This window comes from Zavarzinia sp. (assembly GCF_049306435.1).
Lineage (GTDB): Bacteria > Pseudomonadota > Alphaproteobacteria > Zavarziniales > Zavarziniaceae > Zavarzinia.
In genome coordinates, this window is sequence record NZ_JBAQRT010000370.1 from 1 (window position 1) to 25,419 (window position 25,419).

The window sequence follows — 25,419 nt, forward strand, 5'->3', positions numbered from 1 at the left end:
CCGCCCTCGCGCCGATAGGCCGCCCGATGCTCATCCGTCCACGCCACAAATCACCTCCGTCAAGCCGACGGATTCGGTGAATCACACAACCCTGCCGGGCGCAATAGGCTTTTGGGTCAGGCTCTTAACCTCAAGGAAAATCGTGACGGTACATTGACGTTCGATTTTCCCGTTCTTGACGGTCAAACGATCACGACAGCGCAAATTTCGGACATTGATAAGCCGCTGATTGAGTCATTCCGCCTACGTGTCGCTGGTAAGTAACGGCTACAGATGGGGCGACAAATGGGACGCCTTCCCGTCGTGAGATTCCGGCCTTCGCCGGAATGACGAAGATGTGGAAGGGCGCGTTGGAGGGCGGTTCCTGCTTCTGCTCCCCCACCGGGTCATTCCGGCGCAGGCCGGAATCTTGCCCCGGAAGGGGTTTCCGAGTTCGGCCCCACAAAATGACGCGCTGCGGAAAAACCCGGTTGCCCTTTTCCGCGGGCTTTGCTGTAATTGCATACAGAGTTTGGCGGCTAGGGTTCCGGCTGGGAGATTTCCCGGCGCAGGTCCGAGAGCTGCCGTCCGGCGGGGGAGAAATCCCGACGGGTGCACGGCGGGACAAAAGCCCGGGAGGCCTCGGTGACCAGGAATTGGCGTCACTCGGGTCGTGCCAATTCCCCAATCAGGTCGAGCGTGGTCTGACCAGTAACGGGAGTTGGTATCTATGGCACTCAAGGCACTCGTTTCCGCCCCTTCGTCCTCTTCCTGTCGCCGCTCTTGTCGACCCTCCCGCGTCTGAGGGGGCGAGCCGATGCGCGCGATCAATCGTCAGCCCCGCTCCGGCGTGCGTCTCCTCCTGGGGGCGCTGCCCTTCGTGCTGGTGGCCATCCTCTATCTGACCGGCTCGGCCCTTCGTCTCGCGGATAATCCGCAGGACAAGCTGCTGCCGGCCCTGTCGACCTTCGCCGCCACGATCGACCGCATGGCCTTCACGCCCGATGGCCGGACGGGCGAGATCCTGTGGTGGGTCGATACGGCGGCCAGCCTGGCCCGCCTGGTCGTTGCCCTGGCGATTTCGACCCTGATCAGCCTCGTCATCGGCGTCGCCATCGGCTTGCTGCCTCATGTGAAGGCCCTGCTCGGCTCCTTCGTCGGGGTCGTCTCCATGGTGCCGCCGCTCGCCATCCTGCCGATCCTGTTCATCGTGCTCGGCCTTGGCGAGCCGTCGAAGATCACCCTGATCATCATTGGCCTCGCCCCCGTGATGATCCGCGATCTGGCGCTGCGCACCGAGGAATTGCCGCGCCAGCAACTGATCAAGGCGCAGACCCTGGGCGCTTCCACCTTCGGCATCGTCCAGCGCGTGGTGCTGCCGCAGATCCTGCCGCGCCTGCTCGATTCCTTGCGCCTCTCGCTCGGGCCGGCCTGGCTGTTCCTGATCGCGGCCGAAGCCATCGCCTCGGAATCCGGCCTCGGCTATCGCATCTTCCTCGTCCGGCGCTATCTCGCCATGGATGTGATCCTGCCCTATGTCGCCTGGATCACCTTGTTGGCCTTCCTGATGGATTTCGGGCTCCAAAAACTGCAGAACCGCCTGTTCCCGTGGTTCGCCGCCGCGAGGGCCGCGTGATGACGACGATTTCCATCCGCAACGTCTGGAAGGAATACGACGAGCGCGTGGTGCTCGAGCGGATCAACCTCGAAATCGAATCCCGCGCCTTCGTCGCCCTGGTCGGCCCGTCCGGCTGCGGCAAGACGACCTTCCTGCGGATGCTGCTGTCCGAGGAAAGCCCGACAAGGGGCGACATCCTGATCGACGGCAAGCCCATCGCCGGCGAGCCGACGGCGGAACGCGGCGTCGTGTTCCAGCGCTATTCGGTCTTCCCGCATCTGACCGTGCTCGGCAATGTCCTGCTCGCCCTCGAATTCGAGAAGGGCGGCGTCCTCGCCCGCCTGTTCGGCACGGCGCGGCGGAAAGCGATCGAGGAAGCACGCGCCATGCTCGACTGCGTCGGCCTCGGCGGCAACGAGAAGAAATATCCGGCCCAACTGTCGGGCGGGATGCAGCAGCGCCTCGCCCTCGCCCAGACCCTGATTCGCAAGCCCAAGGTGCTGCTGCTGGACGAGCCCTTCGGCGCCCTCGACCCCGGCATTCGCGGCGATATCCATGCCCTGATGCGCCGCCTGTGGAACGAGGAAGAACTCACCGTCGTCATGGTCACCCATGACCTGTCGGAAGCCTTCGGCCTCGCCACCCGCGTCATCGCCTTCGAGCGGCCGCGCCTCGATCCCGTCGACGGGGACCGTTACGGCGCCGTGATCAAGGACGATATCGAAGTCTGGCCGCGCCGCATCGCCGGCCAGCCCAGCCCGCATCGCGACGAGACCAAATCCATCACCGCCCCCGGCCGGGACGACCCGGCCCCGGATCAGGGGCAAGCCCGGGACGACCTGGCGCTTCCGGCTTGAGGGAAACCGAGCCATGACGACGACTGAAAAAACCGCCCGGATCGAGGCCCTGCGTCAGCGCTACCTGGAATTGAAGGCCGCGGGCGACAATCTCGCGCCCAAGGCCATGCCGCCGCTGACCTCGGCCCAGGAAGCCGCCATCGACGAGAGCCTGGTGCGCCACCGGGAAGTGATCCCCGGCGGCTGGTACTGGACCGCCCGCGTCGCGCGCGGCGAACGCATCCGCCTCGTCAATACCGAAGCGACGGATGGCATCGCCTTCTTCATGTGGAATGCCGATGATACCAGCGAGCGCTACAATTCCGCCGACACGATGAAGCTGCAATGGACCGCCGCCCTGCCGCGCGGCCGCGTGCTGTTCTCGGACATGGGCCGCGTCCTCGCCTCGGTGGTCGAGGACAGCTGCGGCGCCCATGACACGGTGGTCGGCGGCTCCACCCCCGCCTCCAACGCCGGCAAATATGGCGACGCCGCCTTGCGCAGCACGGGCGAGAACATGCGCCTCGCCGCCTCGAAATTCGGTCTCGGCAAGCGCGACCTCGCCCCGGTGATCAGCTTCTTCTCCCCCGTCCAGGTGACGGCGGAAGGCGGTTTTTCCTGGGTGGACGGCGCGGTGAAGCCGGGCGATTTCGTCGAATTGCGGGCCGAGATGGATCTTCTGATCGCCGTCTCCAATTGCCCGCATCCCTTCAGCCCGGGGGCGGTGTTCGCGCCGAAGCCGGTCGAGGCGGTGATCTGGCGGGGGCCTGTGCCCACGGCGGACGACATCTGCCGCACCGCGACCGCCGAAGCCGTGCGCGGCTTCGAGAACACCGATCCCCTGTTCGCGCCCCGCTGAGCCGGGAGGGCCAAGCCATGACCATCATCTGCACCGCGACCGAGACCCTCGATCCCGCGAAGGCGATCTACGACTTCACCATCCCCGCGACCCGTCCCTGGTCCCATGTCGTCAAGCGCGGCCAGACCTTGCGCATCGTCGATCTGGAAGGCTGCCAGGCGGTCGATACGCTGTTCTACAACGCCGCCGATTTCTCCGAGCGTTACAGCGCGCAGGACACGCTGCTGACGCAAAAGTCGGCCTATGTCGGCAAGGGCACGCGCCTGATCTCGAACGAGGGCCGCGTCATGCTCAGCGTCACCGCCGACAGCTGCGGCCGGCACGACACCTCCGCCGGGGCTTGTTCCTGCGAAGCGAATACCGTGCGCTTCGGCCACCATACCCGTTACATGCATGCCTGCCGCGAGAACTTCGTCGTTGAAGTGACGAAATGGGGCATGACCAAGCGCGACGTGGTGCCCAACATCAATTTCTTCATGAACGTGCCGATCGAGACCGACGGCAAGCTCGCCATCGTCGACGGGATTTCGGCGCCGGGCGATCATGTCGACATGGTGGCGGAGATGGACGTGCTCTGCGTCATTTCCAACTGCCCGCAGGTGAACAATCCCTGCAACGGCTTCGATCCGACGCCGGTGCGCGTGCTGATCTGGGACGGGGAGGCGGTGTGACCTTCCCATGTTCAAGAAAATCCTGATCGCCAATCGGGGCGAGATCGCCGCGCGCGTCATCAAGACCGCCAGGAAAATGGGCATCGCCACCGTGGCGGTGCATTCCGAGGCCGACCGTTTCACCCTGCCGGTGCTGGCGGCGGACGAGGCGATCTGCCTCGGCCCGGCGCCGGCCAAGGAAAGCTATCTCCGGGCCGAGGCCATCGTGCAGGCCTGTATCGACACGGGCGCCGAGGCGGTTCATCCCGGCTATGGCTTCCTGTCGGAAAACGCCGGCTTCGCCGAGGCGCTGGCGGCGAAAGGCATCCGTTTCATCGGCCCCCGGCCCGAACACTTACGCGACTTCGGCCTGAAGCATACCGCGCGGGCGCTGGCGGAGGCGGCGGGCGTACCGCTGCTGCCGGGCACCGGCATCCTTCTGTCGGCCGAGGAAGCGCTGGCCGCCGCCCATGAGATCGGCTACCCGGTCATGCTGAAGAGCACGGCGGGCGGCGGCGGCATCGGCATGTCGCTGTGCCACGACGCGGCCGAATTGCAGGCCCGCTTCGAGGCGGTGCAGCGCATGGCCTCCTCCTCCTTCGGCGATGCCCGGGTCTATATCGAGCGTTTCGTTTCGACTGCCCGCCATGTCGAGGTGCAGATCTTCGGTGACGGCAAGGGTAACGTCGTCGCCCTCGGCGAGCGGGACTGCTCGCTCCAGCGCCGGAACCAGAAGGTGGTGGAAGAAACGCCGGCCCCCGGCCTCTCGCCCGAGCTGCGCGCGCGGCTGCATGCGGCGGCCGTCGCCCTGGGCAAGGCGGTCGCTTATGAATCCGCCGGCACGGTCGAATTCATCTATGACGTTACGCGCGGCGATTTCTCCTTCCTCGAGGTGAACACGCGGCTGCAGGTCGAACACCCGGTGACGGAATCCGTCTTCGGCGTCGACCTCGTCGAATGGATGATCCGCCAGGCGGTTGGCGAATTGGTGCTGCCGGCGCAAGGGTCGCTGGTGCCCAAGGGCGCGGCCATCGAGGTCCGGCTCTATGCCGAGAATCCGCAGGCCAATTTCCGCCCGCAGACCGGCCGCCTGACCGAAGTCGCCTTCCCCGACGATATCCGCGTCGATACCTGGGTGGCGACGGGGACGGAAGTCACGCCCTTCTACGATCCCATGCTGGCCAAGGTGATCGTCACCGGCGTGGACCGGCCGGCGGCTATCGCCGCCCTCACGGACGCCCTGGCCAAGACCCGGGTCTGGGGCATCGAGACCAATCTCGCCTATCTTCGCGCCATCGCCGCCAGCGATGTCTTCACCAGCGGCAAGGTCTCGACCGCGGCGCTCGGCCGTTTCGTCTTCACCGCGCCGACGATCGAGGTGGTAATCGCGGGCGCGCAGACCAGCGTGCAGGACTGGCCGGGCCGCCTCGGCCTCTGGGATGTCGGCGTGCCGCCGTCCGGTCCGTTCGACGACCGGTCGTTCCGGCTGGCCAACCGCATCCTCGGCAATGCCGAAGGCGCGGCGGGGCTCGAATGCACCCTGAGCGGTCCCACGCTGAAATTTCACGGCGATGCCCTGATCGCCCTCGCCGGGGCGGAGATGCCGGCGGCGCTCGACGGCGTGGCGGTCCCCATGCTGACCGCGATCCCGGTGAAGGCGGGCCAGACCCTTGCGCTTGGCCAGATCAAGGGCGCGGGGCAGCGCACCTATCTCGCCGTCCGGGGCGGCATCGACGGGCCGAAGTTCCTCGGCGCGCGGGCCTGTTTCTCGCTTGGCCAGTTCGGCGGCCATGCCACCGGCGTCCTCAAGGCGGGCGACACGCTGCATATCGCGGCCGAGACGGCGGGCGAGCCCGTGCCGGCGGACGAGAAGCCGTTGATGACCCGCGACTGGGTGATCGGCGTCCACTACGGCCCCCATGGCGCGCCCGATTTCTTCCAGGACGCGGATATCGACGATCTCTTCGCCGCGACCTATGAGGTTCACTTCAATTCGGCGCGCACGGGCGTGCGCCTGATCGGGCCGAAGCCGCGCTGGGCGCGGGCGGACGGTGGGGAGGCGGGGCTTCACCCCTCCAACATCCACGACAATGCCTATGCCATCGGCGCCATCGACTTTACCGGCGACATGCCGATCATCCTCGGGCCGGACGGCCCCAGCCTCGGCGGTTTCGTCTGCCCGGCGGTGATCGCGCGCGACGAATTGTGGAAGGCCGGCCAGTTGAAGCCGGGCGACAAGGTGCGTTTCGTGCCCCACGGCATGGCCGCGTCTGCGGTGATCACCTCGAAGGACATCGGCACCCCGATCCTCGGCACGGTGGAGGGCGGGCCGGTGCCCGTCGTCTATCGCCGGGCGGGCGATGATGATCTGCTGGTCGAATATGGCCCGATGGTGCTGGATATCGCGCTCCGCCTGCGCATCCATCTGCTGGCGCAGGCGGTGCGCGAGGCGAGATTGCCGGCGATCATCGATCTGACGCCCGGCATCCGCTCGCTCCAGATCCATTACGACAGCCGCGTGCTGAAGACCGCGACCCTGGTGGCGGCCCTTCGCGAGATCGAGGCGGGCCTGCCCCCGGCGGAAGCGGTGAAAGTGCCGAGCCGCATCGTCCACCTGCCCCTGTCGTGGAACGATCCGTCGATCCAGCTCGCCGCGCGGAAATATCAGGAACTGGTGCGGCCGAACGCGCCCTGGTGCCCGTCGAACATCGAGTTCATCCGCCGCATCAACGGTCTCGACAGCGTCGATGCGGTGCAGAACATCATCTTCGACGCCAGCTACCTGGTGCTCGGCCTCGGCGACGTTTACCTGGGCGCGCCGGTCGCGACCCCGGTCGATCCGCGCCACCGGCTGGTGACGACCAAGTACAACCCGGCCCGCACCTGGACGCCGGAAAACGCCGTCGGCATCGGCGGCGCCTATATGTGCATCTACGGCATGGAAGGGCCGGGCGGCTACCAGCTGTTCGGCCGCACGGTGCAGATGTGGAATGCCTGGCGGACGACGCCGGTGTTCACGCCCGGCCATCCCTGGCTGCTGCGCTTCTTCGACCAGATCCGCTTCTTCCCGGTGTCGGAACAGGAATTGATCGAGGCGCGCGAAGCCTTCCCCCACGGCCGCTATCCGGTGCGGATCGAGGAGACCACCTTCGATTACGCGCAGCACGCCGCCTTCCTCGACGCCGAAAAGCCGGCGATCGAAGCGGCCAAGGCGCGCCAGCAGGCTGCCTTCGAGGTGGAACGGCAGGACTGGAAGGCGAGGGGCCTCGACAGTTTCGTGGTCGAGGATGGCCCGGACACCTCCGACGCCGAGGTGCCCGAGGGCCAGACCCCGGTCGAGGCGCAGGTGACGGGCAATGTCTGGAAGATCATTGCCGAGGAAGGCACTAATGTCGCCGCCGGTGACATCGTGGTGATCGTCGAATCAATGAAGATGGAAATGGAAATCAGGAGCCCGGTCGCCGGCAAGGTCACGGCCTTGCGCTGCCAGCCGGGCCGGACCGTGCAGGCGGGCCAGATCGTCGCCCTGATCGAAGCGGCCTGAGGGGGGAAAGACCATGACGCTGCCCAAGATGTTGACCATCGGCGCGCTCGCCGCCGCCTATGAATCCGGCACGCTCACCCCCCTCGACGTGATCGAGGGGGTGATCGAGCGTCTCAAGGCCTGGCCTGACCCCGCGGTCTGGATCAGCCGCTTTTCCGATGACGAGCTGCGCGCGGCGGCGAAGGCGCTGGTCGATGCCGGCGGCCCGTCGCCGGACAAGCCGCTGTGGGGCATTCCCTTCGCGGTGAAGGATAATATCGACTGCGCCGGGCTCGATACGACGGCCGCCTGCCCCGCCTTCGCTTATACCCCGGCGCAGGATGCGACGGTGGTCGCCCGCCTGCGCGCGGCCGGCGCCATCCCGGTCGGCAAGACCAACCTCGACCAGTTCGCCACCGGATTGAACGGCACCCGCTCGCCCTATGGCGCGCCGCGCTCGGTGTTCAACGCGGATTATATCTCGGGCGGCTCGTCCTCCGGCTCGGCGGTCGCGGTCGGGGCCGGCATCGTCGCCTTCTCGCTCGGCACCGATACCGCGGGTTCGGGCCGGGTGCCGGCCTCCTTCAACAATCTCGTCGGGGTGAAGCCCAGCAAGGGCATGTTCTCGACCACCGGCCTCGTCCCCGCCTGCCGCAGTCTCGACTGTATCTCGGTCTTCGCCGCGACGGCGGGGGAGGCGGATTTCGTCCGCCGCATCGCCGCCGCTCTCGACCCCAGCGATCCCTTCTCGCGCGAATTGCCGGACGTGGTGTTGCCGACCGAAGGTCTTCGCGTCGGCGTGCCCGTCGGGGCGGAGCGGGAATTCTTCGGCGATGGCGCGAACGAGGCGATCTATGCCGCCGCGATCGAGACCATGAAGACGCTGGGCTGTTCAATCGTCGAGATCGACTTCGCGCCCTTCCGCGAGGCGGCCAACCTGCTCTACAGCGGCCCCTGGGTGGCGGAGCGCCTGGCGGCGATCGAAGCCTTCCACGCCGCCCATGCCGACGCCATGGACCCCACGGTGCGTACAATCGTCGAAGGCGCCTTCGGCGTGACCGCGGTCGATGCCTTCCGGGGGATCTATGCCCTCGAAGAATATCGGCAGAAGACCGCCTCGACCTGGGCCATGGTCGATATCCTGCTGCTGCCGACGACGCCGCTGTTCCCCAAGGTCTCGGAAATGCTGGCCGATCCGATCGGGCTCAATTCCAAGCTCGGTCGCTATACCAATTTCGTCAATCTTATGGATTGCGCCGGGATCGCGGTGCCCGCCGGTTTCCGCCCGGATGGCCTGCCCTTCGGCGTCACCCTGATCGGTCCCGCCTTCTCGGATGCCGCCCTCGCGGTGTGGGGCGACCGGCTGCACAAGGCCTCGGCGACGGGCTTCGGCCTCGACACCACGGCCGATCTCGCGGCGATGCCGGCGCCCGAGGGGCCGGATGTCGAGCGGATCGAGGTCGTCGTCGTGGGCGCCCATCTGTCGGGAATGCCGCTCAACCCGCAGCTGACCAGCGGCGGCGGCGTGCTGGTCAAAAGCTGCCGGACCGCGCCCGACTATCGGCTCTATGCCCTGCCGGGCACGGTGCCGCCCAAGCCCGGCCTCATTCACAGCCCGGGTTTCGACGGCCCCGGCCTCGCGGTCGAGGTCTGGGCCCTGCCGCCCGCCGCTTTCGGCCGTTTCGTCGCCGCCATTCCGGCGCCGCTCGGCATCGGCAAGGTGACGCTGGACGATGGCAGCGACGTCTCCGGTTTCCTGTGCGAGGCCCATGCCCTCGAAGGCGCGGTGGAAATCACCGCCCTGGGCGGTTGGCGCGCCTACTGCGCCGCGAAGTGAAGCTCCGGGGATCGTTTCCATAATCGAAACGATCCCTTCCCATCCAGGGGGATTTTTCCTGTCGCTGCCAGTGCCAATATCAGCACCAACAGCGAATGAGGAGACACCCCCATGACCCGCAATGATATCCGCCCCGTGCGCCACCTGATCAGGGGCGAGCGCACCTCCGATGGCGCCGGCGTCCGCCTGACCCGCCTGCTCGGCCATGAGACGGTGGAGGCGGCGGACCCCTTCCTGATGCTCGATCATTTCGATACCGAGCGGGCGGACGATTATATCGGCGGCTTTCCCAGCCACCCGCATCGGGGCTTCGAAACCGTGACCTATATGCTCGACGGGCGGATGCGCCATGGCGACAACAAGGGCCATTCGGGCGTCATCGCCAGCGGCGACGTGCAGTGGATGACAGCGGGCGGCGGCATCGTCCATTCCGAAATGCCGGAACAGGAGGAAGGCCTGATGCGGGGCTTCCAGCTCTGGGTCAACCTGCCGGCGCGGGACAAGATGACCCCCGCCCGCTATCAGGAAATCCCGGCGGCGAGCATCCCGGTGGAAAGCCGGGGCAACGGCGCCCGCGTCAAGGTGATCGCAGGCGCGACCGGCGAAGGCACGCAGGGGCCGATCGACTCCGGCGCGACCGAGGCGCGTTTCTTCGACATCCGCCTCGCCCCCGGCAGCCGTTTCGAGGAAGCGGTGCCGGCCGGCCTCAACGCGCTGCTCGTCGTCTATGACGGCGCGATCGTGCTGGGCGCGGTCGAGAAGGTCGCGGCGGTCAATGTCGCGATCCTGGGCGAGGGCGGCCGCGTCGCCTTCGAGAACGCGGGGAGCGAGGAAGCGGGCGTGCTGCTGATTGCCGGCAAGCCGCTGAACGAGCCGATCGCCTGGGGTGGCCCTTTCGTCATGAACACGCGGGACGAAGTGATGCAGGCCGCCCGGGACTATCAGGCCGGCCGGTTCTGACGTCGAAACAATGCGCGTCGCCCCGGCGAAGGCCGGGGCCTCGCGCAGGTAAGGCGCGATGCCGGCCAAAGACCCCGGCCTTCGCCGGGGTGACGAATTCATGATCGAGTTGGGCTCTTTCCTCCCCATTCCGAACGGGCTAAGCAGCCTGAAACGGAGGAGAGAAAATGCCCGTCCTTGATCGCCGCGACCTCGACTTCCTGCTGCAGGATGTGCTCGACCTCGATGCCTTGTTCACCCGCCCGCGTTTCGCCGAACACGACCGGGCCAGCGTCGCCGCCATGCTGGATACGGCGGAAAAGCTGGCCGACGATCATTTCGCGCCCCATGCGGCCAAGCTCGACGCCAACGAGCCGACCTTCGACGGCGAGACGGTCCATATCATCCCCGAGGTGAAGGCGGCGCTCGACGCCTATTGCGCCGCCGGCTTCATGTCGGCCCATGCGGATTACGAGCATGGCGGGATGCAGTTACCCCATACGGTGTCCATGGCCTCGTCGGCGATCATTTCCGCCGCCAATATCTCGACCGCCGGCTATCCCTTCCTGACCCGGGCCGCCGCCAATGTCATCGCCAAATTCGGCACCGCCGAGCAGAAGGCGACCTGGCTCGGCGCCATGCTGGAGGGGCGCTATTTCGGCACCATGGCCCTGACCGAGCCGGGCGCGGGCTCCGGCCTCGCCGATCTGAAGACCCAGGCGGTGCCGGCCGATGACGGAACCTATCGCATCACCGGCAACAAGATCTTCATCTCGGCGGGCGAACACGGCCTGTCCGAGAATATCGTTCACCTCGTCCTTGCCCGGATCAAGGGCGCGCCGGCCGGCGTGAAGGGCATTTCCCTCTTCATCGTGCCGAAGATCCTCGGCGACGGCACGCGGAACGATGTCCGCCTCGCCGGGCTCATCCACAAGATGGGCTATCGCGGCACCACCTCGACCATGCTGAATTTCGGCGAAGGCGGCGGCGCCACCGGCTATCTGCTGGGCGAGGCGCACAAGGGCCTCTCCTACATGTTCCACATGATGAACGAGGCGCGTGTGGGCGTTGGCCTTGGCGCCGCCGTCATCGGCTATGCCGGCTATCGCGTCGCCCTCGACTACGCGAAGACGCGGGCGCAGGGCCGGCCACCGGCGGCGAAGGACCCCAGCCTGCCGCCGGTCGCCATCATCGAGCACGCCGATGTGAAGCGGATGTTGCTCGCCTCCAAGGCTTATGTCGAAGGCGCGCTGGCCCTGTGCCTTTTGGGCGCCCGGCTGGTCGACGACAGCGAGACGGCGGAATCGCCCGAGGCACGCAATCGCGCCTTCCAGCTGCTCGACCTGCTCACCCCCATGATCAAGTCCTGGCCGTCGCAATGGGCGCTGGTCGCCAATGATCTCGCGATCCAGGTCCATGGCGGCTATGGTTACACGCGGGAATATCCGGTGGAACGGCTGTGGCGCGACAACCGCCTGAACCCGATCCACGAAGGCACCTTCGGCATCCAGTCCCTCGACCTGCTGGGTCGGAAGATCTTCGCCGACCAGGGCAAGGCCCTCGCCCTGCTGGCCGAGGAGATGCAGAAGACGATCCAGGCCGCGCCGCCCGCCTTCGAGGAAGAGGCGGCCGCCCTCGCCAACGCCATCGCCCTCGTCTCGAAGACCGTCGCCGTGCTCGGCCGGGCCGCCGCCGGCAACCAGCTCGACCAGGCGCTGGCCAATTCGGCGGTCTTTCTCGAATTGCTCGGCCATGTCGTCGTCGCCTGGCTGTGGTTGCGCAAGGCCAGCGTCGCGGAAGAGAAATCGGCGGGCGCGACCGGCGACCTCGCCGCCTTCTACGACGGCAAGCGCCGGGCCTGCCGCTATTTCTTCCGCTGGGAGCTGCCGAAGATCCGGCCGCAGGCGGATCTGCTGCAAAGCCTCGACCAGACCTGCGCCGACATGCCGATCGACGCTTTCGGGTGATCCGACCGCGGCGGTCTTGCGTAGAAGATTCAAGGCGCGGGGAAAATGCCCCTTCCCCGTTCCTGCCGCCCGGTACGGCGGCCTAGTGGCACTCCCACCTGCCCTCGGGAGTGAGTGGAGACGCCTCGCCGGTCAGCCCCTTCACCCGGCGAGGCGGATTTCCATCACCGTCACCTGAACCCGTGGCGGTCGGCCGCCGGCCTCAGTCGACGAATTGGTCGCGGGCATAGCCCTGGAAGAACAGCAGGCTGGTCAGATCACCGTGATCGACGCGCGCCCGCGCGGCGGCGGCGACTTTGGGCTTGGCGTGGAAGGCGACGCCGAGGCCCGCCGCCTCGATCATCGGCAGGTCGTTGGCGCCATCGCCCACCGCCAGGGTTTGCTCGGGCGAGAGGTCGTGGCGGGCGGCGAGGCCGCGCAAGGCTTCCAGCTTGGCGTTGGCGCCGCAGATCGGCTCGGTCACCGTGCCGGCGAGGGCGCCATTCGCGATCTCGAGGACATTCGCCTTGTGCTCGTGAAAGCCGAGATGGACGGCGACGCGGCTGGTGAAGAAGGTGAAGCCGCCGGAGACGAGGGCGCAATAGGCGCCATGGGCGGCCATGGTCCGGATCAACTGGCGGCCGCCCTCGGTGAAGCGCACCCGCTCCTCGAAGCAGGTCTGCAACACGCTCTCGGGCAGGCCCTTCAGCTTGGCGACGCGGGCGCGCAGCGCGGATTCGAAATCCAGCTCGCCGCGCATCGCCCGCTCGGTCACGGCCGAGATTTCCGCCTTCAGCCCGGCGAAATCGGCCAGCTCGTCGATGCATTCGACGGTGATCATGGTCGAATCCATGTCGGCGACCAGCAGCCGCTTGGCGCGGGCTTCCGTGGCCTGCGCCAGACGGTCGGCCGGCAGGCCCGCGAGGACGATATCGGCGATCTTCTCGGCGGCGAGGGCGGACAGGCCCTCGAAGGGGACATCCAGGGCCTCGGCGGCGGAAAGCCAGCGGGGCTCGCCCACCTCGGCCCCGGCTTCCCGCAGGGCGAGGGCGAGGTCCGCGCCCAGGGCAATGGGCAGGGGCGCTTCGACAGGGTTGCCGATCACGGTCAGGACGTGGTTCATCGGGGCGAAATCTTCTCAGGAACTCGTGAATTGGCCGCCACCGTACTGATCGCCGGGCCGACCGCAAGCGGCAAATCCGGGCTCGCCCTTGCCCTTGCCGCAAGGCTGGGCGGCGTCATCGTCAACGCGGATTCGATGCAGGTCTATGACGGCCTGCGCATCCTGACCGCCCGTCCCGGCCCGGACGACGAGGCGATGGCGCCCCACAGGCTCTATGGCGTGCTGCCGCCGACCGAGGCCTGTTCCGCCGCGCGCTGGCAGGCCCTGGCCAGGGCCGAGATCGCCGCCATTCACGGGGAAGGTCGGCCGGCCATCGTCGTCGGTGGCACCGGGCTTTATTTTCATGCGCTGGTGAATGGTCTGTCGGATATCCCGCCGATCGATCCCGCGATCCGCGCCGGGCTCGTCGCGCGGCTCGGCCGGGAGGGCGCCCCGGCGCTTCATGCCGAACTGGCGCGCATCGATACCGAACTGGCGGCCCGGCTGAAGCCCCGGGATTCCCAGCGCGTGCTACGCGGCCTCGAAGTCTTCCATGGCACCGGCCGCGCCCTGTCTTCCTGGCAGGCGCGGGCGCCGGAGGCGGCGAAAGACCTTGGCGATCTGCACCGGCTGGTGGTGGCGCCGCCCCGGCCGCTGCTGCTGACCCGCATCCGCAAGCGTCTCGAAGCCATGGCCAGGGCGGGCGCGGTCGAGGAAGCGGGGGCCTTCGCGGCCAGGCAGCTCGACCCCCTGCTGCCGGCGGCCAAGGCGATCGGCCTTCGGCCCTTCGCCGCTCGCGCGGCGGGAAGTCTCTCGCTTTCCGATGCGATCGAGCTTGCCGATATCGAGACAAGGCAATACGCCAAACGGCAGATGACCTGGGCGAGGGGGCGCATGGCCGATTGGGACTGGTTGGACCTTGCGCAAGAAACAGAAAGATTGGGCGACGATATCGCACGAAAAATTCGCCAACAGGGGTTGACGGCGCAATCTTGAACGATTAGGTTGCCGGCTCCGCGCCCCATGGGCGCGGTTTTGCTGTTTATTGGCCGTTTGCCCGCATTTGCCAAGCGGGTCGCCGGCCTGGATCGAGGAAGGCACAGTGTTATGGCGCAGAATATGATGACCGGCGCGGAGATGGTTCTCAAGGCCCTGGTCGATCAGGGCGTAGACACGATCTTCGGCTATCCGGGCGGCGCGGTACTCCCCATTTACGATGCCCTGTACCAGCAGGACGACATCCGCCACGTCCTCGTCCGCCAGGAAGGCGGCGCGGCCCATGCGGCGGAAGGCTATGCCCGTTCGACCGGCAAGGTCGGCGTCCTGCTCGTCACCTCGGGCCCGGGCGCGACCAACGCGGTCACCGGCCTGACCGACGCGCTGATGGATTCGATCCCGCTGGTCTGCATCACCGGCCAGGTCCCGACCCATCTGATCGGCAACGACGCCTTCCAGGAGGCGGACACGGTCGGCATCACGCGGCCGTGCACCAAGCACAACTGGCTGGTCAAGGACATCAAGGATCTCGCCCGCGTGCTGCACGAGGCGTTCTACGTCGCCCGCAGCGGCCGGCCCGGCCCGGTCGTCGTCGACCTGCCGAAGGACATCCAGCTGACCACCGGCCTCTATACCCCGCCGGCCAATGTCCAGCACAAGTCCTATCGCCCGCAGGTCAAGGGCGACCTGAACAAGATCCGCGAGGCGGTCGAGCTGATCGCGGCGGCCGAGAAGCCCGTGTTCTACACCGGCGGCGGCGTCATCAATTCGGGGCCGCAGGCGTCGCAGCTGCTGCGCGAACTGGTCCGCATCACCGGCTTTCCCATCACCTCGACCCTGATGGGGCTGGGCGCCTATCCGGCTTCGGACAAGCAGTGGCTGGGGATGCTGGGGATGCACGGCACCTTCGAGGCCAATCATGCGATGCATGATTGCGACCTGATGATCTGCGTCGGCGCCCGCTTCGACGATCGCATCACCGGACGGGTCAACGCCTTCTCGCCCAACTCGAAGAAGATCCACATCGACATCGACCCGTCGTCGATCAACAAGAACGTCCGGGTCGACCTGCCGATCATCGGCGACTGCGGCCATGTCCTCGAAGACATGATCAAGGTCTGGAAGTCGAAGCAGTACCGCCCGAACCGCACGGCGCTGGAAGCCTGGTGGAAGCAGATCGACGAATGGCGCGCGCGCGACTGCCTGCGCTATCGCCCGTCCAGCGACATCATCAAGCCGCAATACGCGATCCAGCGCCTGCACGCCCTGACCAAGGGCCATGACACCTACATCACGACCGAGGTCGGTCAGCACCAGATGTGGGCGGCCCAGTTCATCGGCTTCGAGGAGCCGAACCGCTGGATGACCTCCGGCGGTCTCGGCACCATGGGCTATGGCCTGCCGGCGGCGATCGGCGTGCAGATGGCGCATCCCGACGCGCTGGTCATCGATGTCGCGGGCGAAGCCTCGATCATGATGAACATCCAGGAGCTGGCGACGGCGATCCAGTATCGTCTGCCGGTGAAGGTCTTCATCCTGAACAACCAGTACATGGGCATGGTCCGCCAGTGGCAGGAGCTGCTGCATGGCAACCGCTATTCCGAGTCCTACATGCATGCCCTGCCGGACTTCGTGAAGCTGGCGGAAGCCTTCGGCGCCGTCGGTCTGCGCTGCGACAAGCCGGACGCGCTCGACGACACGATCAACGAGATGATCGCGATCAGGCGGCCGGTCATCGTCGATTGCATGGTCGACCAGAAGGAAAACTGCTTCCCCATGGTGCCGTCGGGCGCCGCCCACAACGAGATGATCCTCGGCCCCGAGGACGAGGCGCATCGCGATATCTCGGTGGAAGGCATGGCGCTGGTGTAAGACAGGCGCATCCCGGCCCGGTCCGCGCCTTCGCGCGGGCCAGGGCCGGGATGCGCCATCGACCGTTTCCCAACCGACGATTTTCCAGCTATAAGCCCCGCAATCCGGGGACAACGAGGGCGAAGTGGAACCGATCCGCAGCCATACCATTGCCGTTCTGGTCGACAACGAGGCAGGTGTTCTTGCCCGTGTCATCGGCCTGTTCTCCGGCCGGGGCTACAATATCGACAGCCTGACCGTCGCCAAGGTCGAGGATTCGCGCAATCTCTCGCGCATTACCGTCGTCACCTCGGGCACCGAAATGGTGATCGAGCAGATCAAGGCCCAGCTCGACCGTCTCGTGCCCGTGCACAAGGTCCAGGACCTGACCATCGACGGCCCCTCGCTCGAGCGCGAACTCGCGCTGATCAAGGTGGTTTCCACCGGCGAGAAGCGGGTCGAGGCCTTACGCCTCGCCGATGCCTTCCGGGCCCGGGTGCTCGACAGCAGCACCCAGTCCTTCGTCTTCGAGATCACGGGCAATACCTCGAAGATCGACGCTTTCATCGACCTCATGCGGGGGCTCGGCCTGGCCGAGCTGTCCCGCACCGGCGTCGTCGCGATCCAGCGCGGCACCGGCGCACTCTGAACAGACAAACACAAACCACAAGGACGAGACTCATGCGCGTCTATTACGATCGCGATGCCGATGTGAACCTGATCAAGGCCAAGAAGGTCCTGATCGTCGGCTACGGCAGCCAGGGCCATGCCCATGCCCTCAACCTCCGCGACTCGGGCGTGAAGGACATCGCCGTCGCGCTGCGCGCCGGCTCGGCGACCGCGAAGAAGGCCGAGGCCGAGGGCCTGAAGGTCTATACCCCGGCCGAAGGCGCGGCCTGGGCCGATGTCGTCATGATCCTGACCCCGGACGAGCTGCAGGCGAAGCTCTACAAGGATGATCTCGAAGCCAACCTGAAACAGGGCGCGGCCCTCGTCTTCGCCCATGGCCTCAACATCCATTTCAAGCTGATCGAAGCCCGCCCTGACCTCGACGTCTTCATGATCGCGCCGAAGGGCCCCGGCCATACCGTCCGTTCGGAATACCAGAAGGGCGGCGGCGTGCCCTGCCTCGTCGCGGTGCATCAGAACGCCTCGGGCAATGCCCTCGAGATCGCGCTGTCCTACGCTTCGGCGGTCGGCGGCGGCCGTTCGGGCATCATCGAGACCAGCTTCCGCGAGGAATGCGAGACCGACCTGTTCGGCGAGCAGGCCGTGCTCTGCGGCGGCCTGACCGCCCTGATCAAGGCCGGCTTCGAGACCCTGGTCGAGGCGGGCTATGCCCCCGAGATGGCCTATTTCGAATGCCTGCATGAAGTGAAGCTGATCGTCGACCTGATCTACGAAGGCGGCATCGCCAACATGCGCTATTCGATCTCGAACACGGCGGAATACGGCGACTATGTCACCGGCCCCCGGATCGTGACCGAAGAGACCAAGAAGGAAATGAAGCGCGTCCTCGACGACATCCAGTCGGGCCGTTTCACCCGCGACTGGATGCTCGAGAACCAGGCCGGCACCCCGTCCTTCAAGGCGACCCGTGCCCTCCAGGCCCAGCATCCGATCGAGGACGTCGGCGGCAAGCTGCGCGCCATGATGCCCTGGATCGCGAAGAACAAGCTGGTCGACAAGACCCGCAACTGATCCGTAACACGGGGTCGCGGCGTTGTCGCGACCCCGGACGCGGCGCTAATTTCTGACTCCCGACTTGCAAGATCGCGCGTTTGGGGTCATCTATTAGGCCATGCACCTGCCACCTGAGGCGGGTACAGTATTCATATGAACGCGGAAGGACTGTGGTGCGCAGGGTCGAGGTGACCCAGTTTGCATGGATGGTCCCCGCGTAGCCAGACGGAGACCTTACATAGCCCGCCCACCCTATCCCCAGTCCATCCCCGACAAGGGGGGACCGCGCATCAATGACCAGATCACCGTGCCCCGCGTCCGTCTCATCGACGAGACCGGCGATAATCGCGGCGTCGTGACCTTTGCCGAAGCCCTGCATCTCGCCGAAATGGCCGGTGTCGATCTCGTCGAGATTTCGCCGAACGCGGATCCGCCGGTCTGCAAGCTGCTGGATTACGGCAAGTACAAATACGAGGCCCAGAAGAAGGCCGCCGAAGCGCGCAAGAACCAGAAGGTCATCGAGATCAAGGAGATCAAGATGCGCCCCGGTATCGATCAGCACGACTATGACGTCAAGATGCGCTCGATCCGCAAGTTCTTCGAAGAGGGCGACAAGGTGAAGGTGACGCTGCGGTTCCGTGGCCGCGAACTCGCCCACCAGGACCTCGGCATGAAGGTGCTCCTCCGTGTCCGCGACGAAACGGAAGAGATCGCCAAGGTCGAGCAGATGCCCAAGATGGAAGGGCGTCAGATGACCATGGTCATCGCGCCGAAGTAGGCTTCCGGCTCGACGTCAGCATCGCGAAAGGCCACGAGCCCCGGGTTCGTGGCCTTTCGTTTGTCTGCCCTTTTCATTCGTCATTCCGGCGAAGGCCGGAATCTCGCGAAGGCAAAGGCGCCTTTTCCGGCGCGAGGTCCCGGCCTTCGCCGGGACGACGCTGTTGAATATCGAGCCTACCGGAAAATTCGATTCAGGCCGCTTAGAGACCTTTTGGAAATCTGGCGGCTGAGAGCCGGCGAGAGATTTTCATGTCCCGCAAGGAGGGGATCGCAGCCGATATCGTGTGATACGGCCACGATCGCCGACGACGCGGGGCGTGAAAAGATCCGCTGGATCGACCCGTCCGGGGTTTCCAAAAGGCCCCTTACAGCGAGCCGACCCAGCGGGCGGCGAAGTCCAGCATGTAGAAGGTCAGCATGCTGGCCGACAGGGCCCCGGCGACGGTCTGGGTCAGGCTCCAGGGCTTGTCCTTCCGCTCGTCGAGGAAATACCAGATGGGAAAGCTGGCGATGAAATAGACGGCATAGATGGCCGAGCCATAGGCCAGCATCACGTCCATCTTCCGGTAGTAGAAACTCTGGGCGATCAGCGGATTGGCCATCGCCCTGGTTTCCATGAAGGCCCAGAAATAGCCGATGCCGAAGACGAGGAGGGGGAACAGCAGCGCCCCACCCGGCAGGGCGCGCAAGCGGCGCAGCACGATGTTGGCCGTCGCGTGATAGGTCATGAAATAGACGTGGGTATAGGCATACATGATCAGCGGCACCTTCTGCTGGCCGCTGCCGACGAGGGCGGCGTCCAGATTGGTGGTCGCGTTCGGATACACATAGACCATGCCGAGGACGTCGAAGAAATATTCCGAACCGAAGTAATTGCCGAAGAAACCGAAGACGATCAGATAGAGATTGGCCTTGAACCAATAGGCCTGGTGCCAGGGCCTGTCCGTATAACGCCGCGCGATCAACGCGGGGATCGCAAACGCCGGCAGGGCGGTGCCGAAGGCATGGAGCAGCAGGGCGCTATCGTCGAAGCTGCGGTCCCAGCCCGTCACCATCATCATCGCCATCGAGGCCATCCAGACGGGCGAATAGGCGAGGAAGAATTTCTCGACCCAGACCTTGTCGGGATTGCTGGAGAACCAGGTGCCGGCCATGGCTCAGCGCCCCGTGAGGGCGATGCGGGCGATCGCGAAAGTGTTGCGCAGCTTCTGCAGGCCCGACAATTGCGGATGCAGGCGGCGATGGCCGGGCAGCAACTGGCCCTTGGCCTGGCGGTGGATCTTTTCCTTCACCACGGGCGAGAGCACGCCGGCCCCCGCGAGCTGGAAGAAACAGTCCTTGGCATTGCCGAGGTCGAAGAAATCGCGCTGCCACTGCCATTGCCAGTTGCCGCCATATTCGAACCACGAGCCGCCGATGCCCTCGATCTCATAGAAGCTGCCGTCGGGCCGGCGGTAGGGCGCGCGCTGCTTCCAGAAACCGATGATGGTGCCCCGGCTCTCGTCGATGATGATGTCGTGATAGGGATACTCCCACTCCTCGAAGCCCTTCATCTGGTAACCGATGGCGATATCCTCGATCTCCTTACGGCCGGTCGCGACGAATTCCTCGTTCGGGCCGATGTTCCAGGAATAGACGGCGTTGTCGGCATAGAAGGGGCCGAGGTGGCTGGTCCAGTCGCCGGCCTTTTCCGCGTCGACATTGGCCTGCAGCCAGCGCTGCATCATCTCTTCTAGCTCGGCCCTCGGATAGGCGCGGTTCGGCGGGGTGATCGAGGCGACACGCTTGTCGGACATGGGTTCTCCTCCCTTTTTCTTGTGCTCAGGCGGCCAGCCGGCCGGCGAATCTGGCGTCGAGGTGACCTTCGGCGACCAGCCAGCGGATGGTGTCGCCGAAGGTTTCGGCGCCGCTGCGGAAGTCCCGTCCCATGCGGCCCCGGATGCGCGCGGACGAGGCTTCGGCCCATTCGGTGACGTAACTCATCGCTTCGCTGGAGACCTGCGTCTCGAAGGGAACGATCTTTCGCAATCCATCGACGAAGCCGCCCAGGGCGCGCAGCACCGGGCCGGGCAGGCGCGGCGCGGCGATGCGCCTTCCGGTCAGCGATTGCAGGAGCTGGTGGAATTCGGCCCAGGGGTAATAGCGCCCGCCGACGATGAAGCGCGCCGCCTCGAAATCGCCCTGCGGCGGGTTCTCGATCAGGAGGCGGTGCGCATCCGCCAGATCGCGGACGTCGATCGCCTGCAACCCGGTCGAGGTTTGCGGGACGACCTTCACGAAGGAGGTCACGCCGTGGTTCGCCTCCGACAGTTTGGGATCGTCCGGACCGAAGATGCCGGCGGGATAGGTCATCTGGATCGGCCGGCCTTCGGCCTGCATCCGCCGGACATGTTCGTCGCAATCCCGCTTCGAGCGGGCATAGGCATTGGCCGGCCGGCCGAGCGGGGTCGACTCGTCGATCTTCGTCACGCCCTTCTGGAATAGCACCGACAGGCTGGAGACATAGAGGATGCGCTCCACCCCCAGCCGGCAGGCGGTGCCCAGCACGGCGTCGATCCCGGCCAGATTGTTGCAGTAAATCTCCTCCGCCCGCTTCGGGTCGACGGAGACGAGGGCGGCGGCGTGAAACACCGCGTCGCAGCCGCGCATCGCCCTGTTCATCAGGGCGGCGTCGCGCATGTCGCCGGTGACGATATCGTCCGGGATGGGGCCGAAGCGGCGAAAGTAGCGGCGAAGCGGTTCGGGATCGCGGGCGAGCAGGCGCAACTCGTGGCCCGCGGCCAGCAGCGCGCGGGCGGTATGCGCGCCGACGAAGCCGGTGGCCCCGGTGACGAAAATCTTCATGACCGGACCCCGCTCAGTGATGCTCGATGCGCAGGGCGGCATTCGGGCAATAGAGGACGGCGGACTGGACCTTCTCCAGCTCCGCTTCGGTCACCGCTTCCTTGAGGATGCGCAGGGTTCCATCGGCCCCGACCTGGAAATGCGCTGGCGCCTCGCCCATGCACATGGCATGGCCCTGGCACAATTGCCGGTCGACCGCGACGGTGATGGCGGGGTGCGTCGCCTCGGCCTTCTGGTGGACGGGGCATTCGGCCGGCGGGGTGGCGGCCCGTGCCGGCGCCTGTGCCACAGTGGCGGCCCGGCGGCGATAGCGCACGCGGCAGGGCGATTTCGGCTGCACGATCATGTCGGAGTAATTGTCGACGTAACTCGCGGGCGCATCGACCAGATCGAAGTCGTAGCGGCGCAGCAGCACGGCGAAGATCGCCTTGATCTGGAACAGGGCGAAGGCATTGCCGGAGCATTTGTGCTTGCCGCCGCCGAAGGGCTGATAGGCCATCAGGTTGCGGTCTTCCCGCCGCTCGGGCGAGAAGCGGTCGGGATCGAAACGCGCCGGGTCGCTGAACAGGCGCGACAGGCGGTGGGTGACGGGCGGGCAGGCCCAGACCATGTCGCCGGCCTTGATCGTGTAACCCTTGAAGGCGATATCCTCCATCACCTTCCGCATCAGGATGATCAGGGGCGGATGCAGGCGCAGCACTTCCTTCACCACGCCCTCGAGCACCGGCATCTCGCGCAAGGAGCCGAAGGTGACGGCGCCGTCGGCGCCCAGCAGGCGGTCCAGTTCCCCTTCCGTCCGGGCGAGGATGTCGGGGTTCTTGAGGAGTTCGAGGAGGACCCAGGCGGCGGTACCGGAACTCGTGTGGTGGCCGGCGAAGATCGCGCCGACCAGAAGACCGGTGATCTCGTTCTCGTCCAGCGGCATGCCGTCCTCGTAACGCATGTCGATCAGGGTCTGGAACATGTCGTTCGGCTTGTCCGCGGCGGCGGCGCGCTTGCGCACGATGCCTCCGACCAGCTCCTGCAGGCGCTTCCGCGCCTTGTCGCGGCGGCGGAATTTCGGGATCGGCAGATAGGGGAAGTGATAGGCGAGGGGGTGCACGCCCTGTTCGAGGTCGTGATAGATCGCGGCGAATTCGGTGCTGAGCTCGTAGCGGAATTCGCGCCCCAGCAGGCAATGGCTGGCGGTATTGATGGTGAGCTGCTTCATGAACTCGACCAGCTCGATCTCGCCCGCGTCGCCCCAGTCGGCGATGATATCCTCCACCTCCTGCACGATCTTGTGGGAATGGTCGCGCATCGCCTCCATGCGCAGCGACGGCATCAGCATCCGCAACTGCTCGTTCTTGCGCGCGATCGGCGCATCGAACACCAGGCCCTCGCCGAAGATCGGCGTCATCAGCTTGTAGGCCGCCGACTGGTCGAGCTGTTCGTCCGGGCCGCGATAGAACACCTCGCTCGCCTCGTCGCCGGTCAGCAGGACGATGCGCTGGCCCAGCAGGGTGAAGGCGGCAATCTCGCCATGCTCGGTCGCGACGGACGAGACGAAATGATAGGGGTTACGGGCGAAGGCCAGCATGTGGCCGAACCAGGGCAGGCCGCCCCGCGCCATCGGTGGTGTCGCGCCGCCCTTGCGGCCGGCTGTCGCCTGCAGGCTCATTCTTCCCCTCCCTGTCGCGCGGCTGGCGGCCCTTGTTCTTGTTGGCCTTGTCATCGCCGCTCGGGTGTGAAACTATACAGATAGACGATATGTGTAAAGTCGTAAAACGGGGGAGGTGGAAGCCGGGGTAGGCTCCGGGGACAGCGGTCGATAGACTGGGCCATCCCGATCCGATCCGAACGAAGGCCATGACCACGCTACCGTCCAAGCCGCCATCGAACGAGACGAGGCAGCGTGTCCTCGAAGCCGCCATCGCCTGCGTGAAGCAATGGGGGATCGAGAAGACCAGTCTGCTCGACATCGCGCGCCAGGCGGGGGTGACGCGGCCCACGGTCTATCGCTACTTCACCAGCCGGGAGGATGTGCTGAGCGCCGCCCTGCTGCAGTCGGCGGCGGCGATGGCGCGGCGTCTGATCGCCCATATCGAGGGCGAGGCGGATCCGGCGGAGCGCTTCGTGAGGGCGATCCTGTTCCTGCTGGACGATGTGCCGAAGGAGCCGCAGCTCTCGGTCATGACCCTGTCCAGCCTCGCGACCTATGTCAGCGAGGATGCCCTGATCAACGCCGAGGGCTTCGGGCTCTCGCTTCTCCTGATGAAGCAGATCCTGGCGGGTGTCGCGATGACGGAGGACGAGTGGCGCGAGGTGACGGAGGCGACCATCCGGATGCTGCTGTCCCTCCTCAACATGGCGGGGCCTGTGAAGCGCGACGAGGAACAGATGCGCGGGTTCATCATGCGGCGGATGCTGCCGATGACGGGACTGCCCCGGAAGTCCTAGCCGCCTTGTCACGGCCGTAACGGGTGATGTTGCGTGGCGTCCTGCCCGCGATGCCACCTGCTATTGTGCGTTGCGATAAGTAATGCACAAGAAAATGCCGCGCCCTCGGCTCATGGATTCTTTAACATCGTGACCGGATATCTTGAAGAATCCGGAAAATAGTCCGCATAGACGATGCTGGGCGCGCGCAAGTCCCGCAACATGGCCTCAAATCGAGCCGGCGTGACCAGCCGGCCGGGGGGAAGCCAAGTCGAGGGAAAGCCATGGACGGCAGCAGCGAACTCAACATCACCGTGCCGACGGAGGACGAAATGCGCGCCCGCGCGCGTGCCCTCGTCCCCCTGCTGCGGGAGAAATCCGACGAGGGCGAACGCCTGCGCCGCGTGCCTGACGCGGTGATGGCGGCGATGAAGGACGCGGGCCTGTTCCGCATCCTGCAGCCCAAGCGCTGGGGCGGTTACGAGATGCATCCCAACGTCTATTACGACGTCCTCATGACCCTCGGCGAGGGCGACATGTCGGCCGCCTGGTGTTACGGCGTCATCGGCTGCCATCCCTGGCAGATGGCGCTGTTCGACGACCGGGCGCAGGCGGAAGTCTGGGGCGAGGATACGTCGACCCTGATTTCCTCGACCTACATGATCCAGGGCGATGCCCGTCCGGTCGAGGGCGGTTACATCTTCAACGGGCGCTGGCGCTTCTCGTCGGGCTGCGAGCATTGCGGCTGGATCTTCCTCGGCGGCGAGGTCGGTCGCGGCTCCGGCAACATGGACATGCGCACCTTCCTGCTGCCGCGCAAGGACTACGAGATCGTCGATACCTGGGACACCCTGGGCCTCCGCGGTACCGGCAGCCACGACATCGTGGTGAAGGATGCCTTCGTGCCCGAGTATCGCACCCATCTGTTCATGGATGGCGTGATGTGCAACAGCCCGGGTAACGCCGTGAACACCCACGGCCTTTACCGGATGCCGTTCCCGCAGGTCTTCATCCGCGCGGTTTCCACCTCGTCCATCGGCGGCCTGCAGGCCATGCTCGATGCTTTCGTGAACTACGCGGCGAAGCGCACCACAGTCACCGGCGCCAGGACGGCGGAAGACGGAACCGCCCAACTGCTCTGCGCCGAGACCGCCTCGGCCATCGACGAGATGAAGCTGGTCCTCCACCGCAACATCAATGTGATGTATGACATCGCCTGCGCCGGCGGCTTCACCGAGATGTCGGATCGCTTCAAGTTCCGCTACCAGTCGGCGGAAGTGCCGGAGCGCTGCGCCAATCTCGCCCAGCGTCTGTTCAAGGCCGGCGGCGGGGCCGCGGTCTTCAACAAGCTGCCCTTCGCCCGCATCATGGCCGATCTCCATACCGGCCGTGCCCATGCCGCCAATCAGGCGGACAGCATCGGCCGCAACTGGGGTGGCGTGATGCTTGGCCTCGAGAATACCGACTACTGGATCTGACGCGATCCCGCCTCGTTGCCTGTTGCGTATCGACATGCGGCCGGCATCGCGGCCGCGGGCTTTGAACACGCCCCGCCGGT

20 protein-coding genes and 1 riboswitch are annotated in these 25,419 nt (G+C 66.1%); of the genes, 15 read left to right on the forward strand and 5 right to left on the reverse strand.

Going from position 1 to position 25,419, the window contains the following annotated elements:
* The first annotated feature begins 507 nt into the window (after window positions 1-507).
* A riboswitch (guanidine-I (ykkC/yxkD leader) is annotated at window positions 508-620 on the forward strand.
* Window positions 621-796: 176 nt separating this feature from the next.
* The 8 genes from WAZ62_RS21035 to WAZ62_RS21070 all read left to right on the forward strand — a co-directional run bounded on the left by WAZ62_RS21035 (window position 797) and on the right by WAZ62_RS21070 (window position 12,208).
* A complete protein-coding gene (locus WAZ62_RS21035; protein WP_422645491.1) occupies window positions 797-1,615 on the forward strand; it encodes an ABC transporter permease in 819 nt (272 codons plus the stop codon).
* Window positions 1,615-2,454: an ABC transporter ATP-binding protein gene (locus WAZ62_RS21040; protein WP_422645492.1), complete on the forward strand. Its 840-nt coding sequence runs from the start codon at window positions 1,615-1,617 to the stop codon at window positions 2,452-2,454. The genes WAZ62_RS21035 and WAZ62_RS21040 overlap by 1 nt, the downstream gene beginning before the upstream one ends.
* Window positions 2,455-2,467: 13 nt before the next feature.
* Window positions 2,468-3,292 carry an urea amidolyase associated protein UAAP1 gene (locus tag WAZ62_RS21045; protein WP_422645493.1) on the forward strand — a complete coding sequence of 275 codons (825 nt, stop codon included), beginning with the start codon at window positions 2,468-2,470 and terminating at the stop codon, window positions 3,290-3,292.
* A 17-nt stretch (window positions 3,293-3,309) separates the two neighbouring features.
* Window positions 3,310-3,963, forward strand: coding sequence for an urea amidolyase associated protein UAAP2 (locus tag WAZ62_RS21050; RefSeq protein ID WP_422645494.1), 654 nt, complete (start codon window positions 3,310-3,312; stop codon window positions 3,961-3,963).
* Between the two features lie 7 nt (window positions 3,964-3,970).
* Window positions 3,971-7,486 carry an urea carboxylase gene (gene uca / locus WAZ62_RS21055; RefSeq protein WP_422645495.1) on the forward strand — a complete coding sequence of 1,172 codons (3,516 nt, stop codon included), beginning with the start codon at window positions 3,971-3,973 and terminating at the stop codon, window positions 7,484-7,486.
* A 13-nt stretch (window positions 7,487-7,499) separates the two neighbouring features.
* On the forward strand, window positions 7,500-9,302 hold the full coding sequence (atzF, locus tag WAZ62_RS21060) for an allophanate hydrolase (RefSeq protein WP_422645496.1): 1,803 nt from the start codon (window positions 7,500-7,502) through the stop codon (window positions 9,300-9,302).
* A 111-nt stretch (window positions 9,303-9,413) separates the two neighbouring features.
* Complete coding sequence (locus WAZ62_RS21065) at window positions 9,414-10,262, forward strand: pirin family protein (RefSeq protein ID WP_422645497.1); 849 nt, start codon at window positions 9,414-9,416, stop codon at window positions 10,260-10,262.
* Window positions 10,263-10,429: 167 nt separating this feature from the next.
* The gene (locus WAZ62_RS21070; protein WP_422645498.1) at window positions 10,430-12,208 is read left to right on the forward strand and encodes an acyl-CoA dehydrogenase; all 1,779 of its coding nucleotides are present in this window, start codon (window positions 10,430-10,432) and stop codon (window positions 12,206-12,208) included.
* Window positions 12,209-12,410: 202 nt separating this feature from the next.
* Here WAZ62_RS21070 and serB read toward each other — a convergent pair whose 3' ends face one another.
* Window positions 12,411-13,310, reverse strand: coding sequence for a phosphoserine phosphatase SerB (gene serB / locus WAZ62_RS21075; RefSeq protein ID WP_422645499.1), 900 nt, complete (start codon window positions 13,308-13,310; stop codon window positions 12,411-12,413).
* 30 nt (window positions 13,311-13,340) lie between these two features.
* Here serB and miaA point away from each other — a divergent pair, with 30 nt between their 5' ends.
* From miaA to infC, 5 genes are all read left to right on the forward strand, one after another.
* On the forward strand, window positions 13,341-14,285 hold the full coding sequence (gene miaA, locus WAZ62_RS21080; RefSeq protein WP_422645500.1) for a tRNA (adenosine(37)-N6)-dimethylallyltransferase MiaA: 945 nt from the start codon (window positions 13,341-13,343) through the stop codon (window positions 14,283-14,285).
* A gap of 111 nt (window positions 14,286-14,396) precedes the next feature.
* A complete protein-coding gene (locus WAZ62_RS21085; RefSeq protein ID WP_422645501.1) occupies window positions 14,397-16,157 on the forward strand; it encodes an acetolactate synthase 3 large subunit in 1,761 nt (586 codons plus the stop codon).
* A gap of 124 nt (window positions 16,158-16,281) precedes the next feature.
* Window positions 16,282-16,785 carry an acetolactate synthase small subunit gene (gene ilvN / locus WAZ62_RS21090; RefSeq protein WP_243404078.1) on the forward strand — a complete coding sequence of 168 codons (504 nt, stop codon included), beginning with the start codon at window positions 16,282-16,284 and terminating at the stop codon, window positions 16,783-16,785.
* Window positions 16,782-17,837, forward strand: coding sequence for a ketol-acid reductoisomerase (gene ilvC / locus WAZ62_RS21095; RefSeq protein WP_422645509.1), 1,056 nt, complete (start codon window positions 16,782-16,784; stop codon window positions 17,835-17,837). The genes ilvN and ilvC overlap by 4 nt, the downstream gene beginning before the upstream one ends.
* Window positions 17,838-18,021: 184 nt before the next feature.
* On the forward strand, window positions 18,022-18,597 hold the full coding sequence (gene infC, locus WAZ62_RS21100) for a translation initiation factor IF-3 (RefSeq protein ID WP_422645502.1): 576 nt from the start codon (window positions 18,022-18,024) through the stop codon (window positions 18,595-18,597).
* Between the two features lie 367 nt (window positions 18,598-18,964).
* Here infC and WAZ62_RS21105 read toward each other — a convergent pair whose 3' ends face one another.
* The 4 genes from WAZ62_RS21105 to WAZ62_RS21120 are packed head-to-tail and all read right to left on the reverse strand — an operon-like array spanning window position 18,965 to window position 23,103.
* Complete coding sequence (locus WAZ62_RS21105) at window positions 18,965-19,753, reverse strand: hypothetical protein (RefSeq protein WP_422645503.1); 789 nt, start codon at window positions 19,751-19,753, stop codon at window positions 18,965-18,967.
* Between the two features lie 3 nt (window positions 19,754-19,756).
* Window positions 19,757-20,395 carry a hypothetical protein gene (locus WAZ62_RS21110; RefSeq protein WP_422645504.1) on the reverse strand — a complete coding sequence of 213 codons (639 nt, stop codon included), beginning with the start codon at window positions 20,393-20,395 and terminating at the stop codon, window positions 19,757-19,759.
* A gap of 25 nt (window positions 20,396-20,420) precedes the next feature.
* Window positions 20,421-21,443, reverse strand: a complete 1,023-nt coding sequence (locus WAZ62_RS21115) for an NAD-dependent epimerase/dehydratase family protein (protein WP_422645505.1) — start codon at window positions 21,441-21,443, stop codon at window positions 20,421-20,423.
* Between the two features lie 13 nt (window positions 21,444-21,456).
* Entirely contained in the window at window positions 21,457-23,103 is a 1,647-nt protein-coding gene (locus WAZ62_RS21120; protein WP_422645506.1) for a cytochrome P450, read from the reverse strand.
* A 188-nt stretch (window positions 23,104-23,291) separates the two neighbouring features.
* Between WAZ62_RS21120 and WAZ62_RS21125 the strand changes: the two genes are divergently transcribed.
* Both WAZ62_RS21125 and WAZ62_RS21130 read left to right on the forward strand, forming a co-directional pair.
* Window positions 23,292-23,882 carry a TetR/AcrR family transcriptional regulator gene (locus WAZ62_RS21125; RefSeq protein WP_422645507.1) on the forward strand — a complete coding sequence of 197 codons (591 nt, stop codon included), beginning with the start codon at window positions 23,292-23,294 and terminating at the stop codon, window positions 23,880-23,882.
* Window positions 23,883-24,145: 263 nt separating this feature from the next.
* The gene (locus WAZ62_RS21130) at window positions 24,146-25,339 is read left to right on the forward strand and encodes a flavin-dependent monooxygenase (protein WP_422645508.1); all 1,194 of its coding nucleotides are present in this window, start codon (window positions 24,146-24,148) and stop codon (window positions 25,337-25,339) included.
* Window positions 25,340-25,419: the final 80 nt, after the last annotated feature.

Coding starts and splice junctions, on each gene's coding strand:
- WAZ62_RS21130 (WP_422645508.1), top strand. CDS start 24,146: ATGGACGGCAGCAGCGAACTCAACATCACCGTGCCGACGGAGGACGAA.
- WAZ62_RS21115 (WP_422645505.1), bottom strand. CDS start 21,443: ATGAAGATTTTCGTCACCGGGGCCACCGGCTTCGTCGGCGCGCATACC.
- serB (WP_422645499.1), bottom strand. CDS start 13,310: ATGAACCACGTCCTGACCGTGATCGGCAACCCTGTCGAAGCGCCCCTG.
- WAZ62_RS21085 (WP_422645501.1), top strand. CDS start 14,397: ATGGCGCAGAATATGATGACCGGCGCGGAGATGGTTCTCAAGGCCCTG.
- WAZ62_RS21125 (WP_422645507.1), top strand. CDS start 23,292: ATGACCACGCTACCGTCCAAGCCGCCATCGAACGAGACGAGGCAGCGT.
- WAZ62_RS21045 (WP_422645493.1), top strand. CDS start 2,468: ATGACGACGACTGAAAAAACCGCCCGGATCGAGGCCCTGCGTCAGCGC.
- WAZ62_RS21070 (WP_422645498.1), top strand. CDS start 10,430: ATGCCCGTCCTTGATCGCCGCGACCTCGACTTCCTGCTGCAGGATGTG.
- WAZ62_RS21065 (WP_422645497.1), top strand. CDS start 9,414: ATGACCCGCAATGATATCCGCCCCGTGCGCCACCTGATCAGGGGCGAG.
- WAZ62_RS21035 (WP_422645491.1), top strand. CDS start 797: ATGCGCGCGATCAATCGTCAGCCCCGCTCCGGCGTGCGTCTCCTCCTG.
- WAZ62_RS21040 (WP_422645492.1), top strand. CDS start 1,615: ATGACGACGATTTCCATCCGCAACGTCTGGAAGGAATACGACGAGCGC.
- WAZ62_RS21050 (WP_422645494.1), top strand. CDS start 3,310: ATGACCATCATCTGCACCGCGACCGAGACCCTCGATCCCGCGAAGGCG.
- WAZ62_RS21105 (WP_422645503.1), bottom strand. CDS start 19,753: ATGGCCGGCACCTGGTTCTCCAGCAATCCCGACAAGGTCTGGGTCGAG.
- WAZ62_RS21120 (WP_422645506.1), bottom strand. CDS start 23,103: ATGAGCCTGCAGGCGACAGCCGGCCGCAAGGGCGGCGCGACACCACCG.
- uca (WP_422645495.1), top strand. CDS start 3,971: ATGTTCAAGAAAATCCTGATCGCCAATCGGGGCGAGATCGCCGCGCGC.
- atzF (WP_422645496.1), top strand. CDS start 7,500: ATGACGCTGCCCAAGATGTTGACCATCGGCGCGCTCGCCGCCGCCTAT.
- WAZ62_RS21110 (WP_422645504.1), bottom strand. CDS start 20,395: ATGTCCGACAAGCGTGTCGCCTCGATCACCCCGCCGAACCGCGCCTAT.
- infC (WP_422645502.1), top strand. CDS start 18,022: ATGGATGGTCCCCGCGTAGCCAGACGGAGACCTTACATAGCCCGCCCA.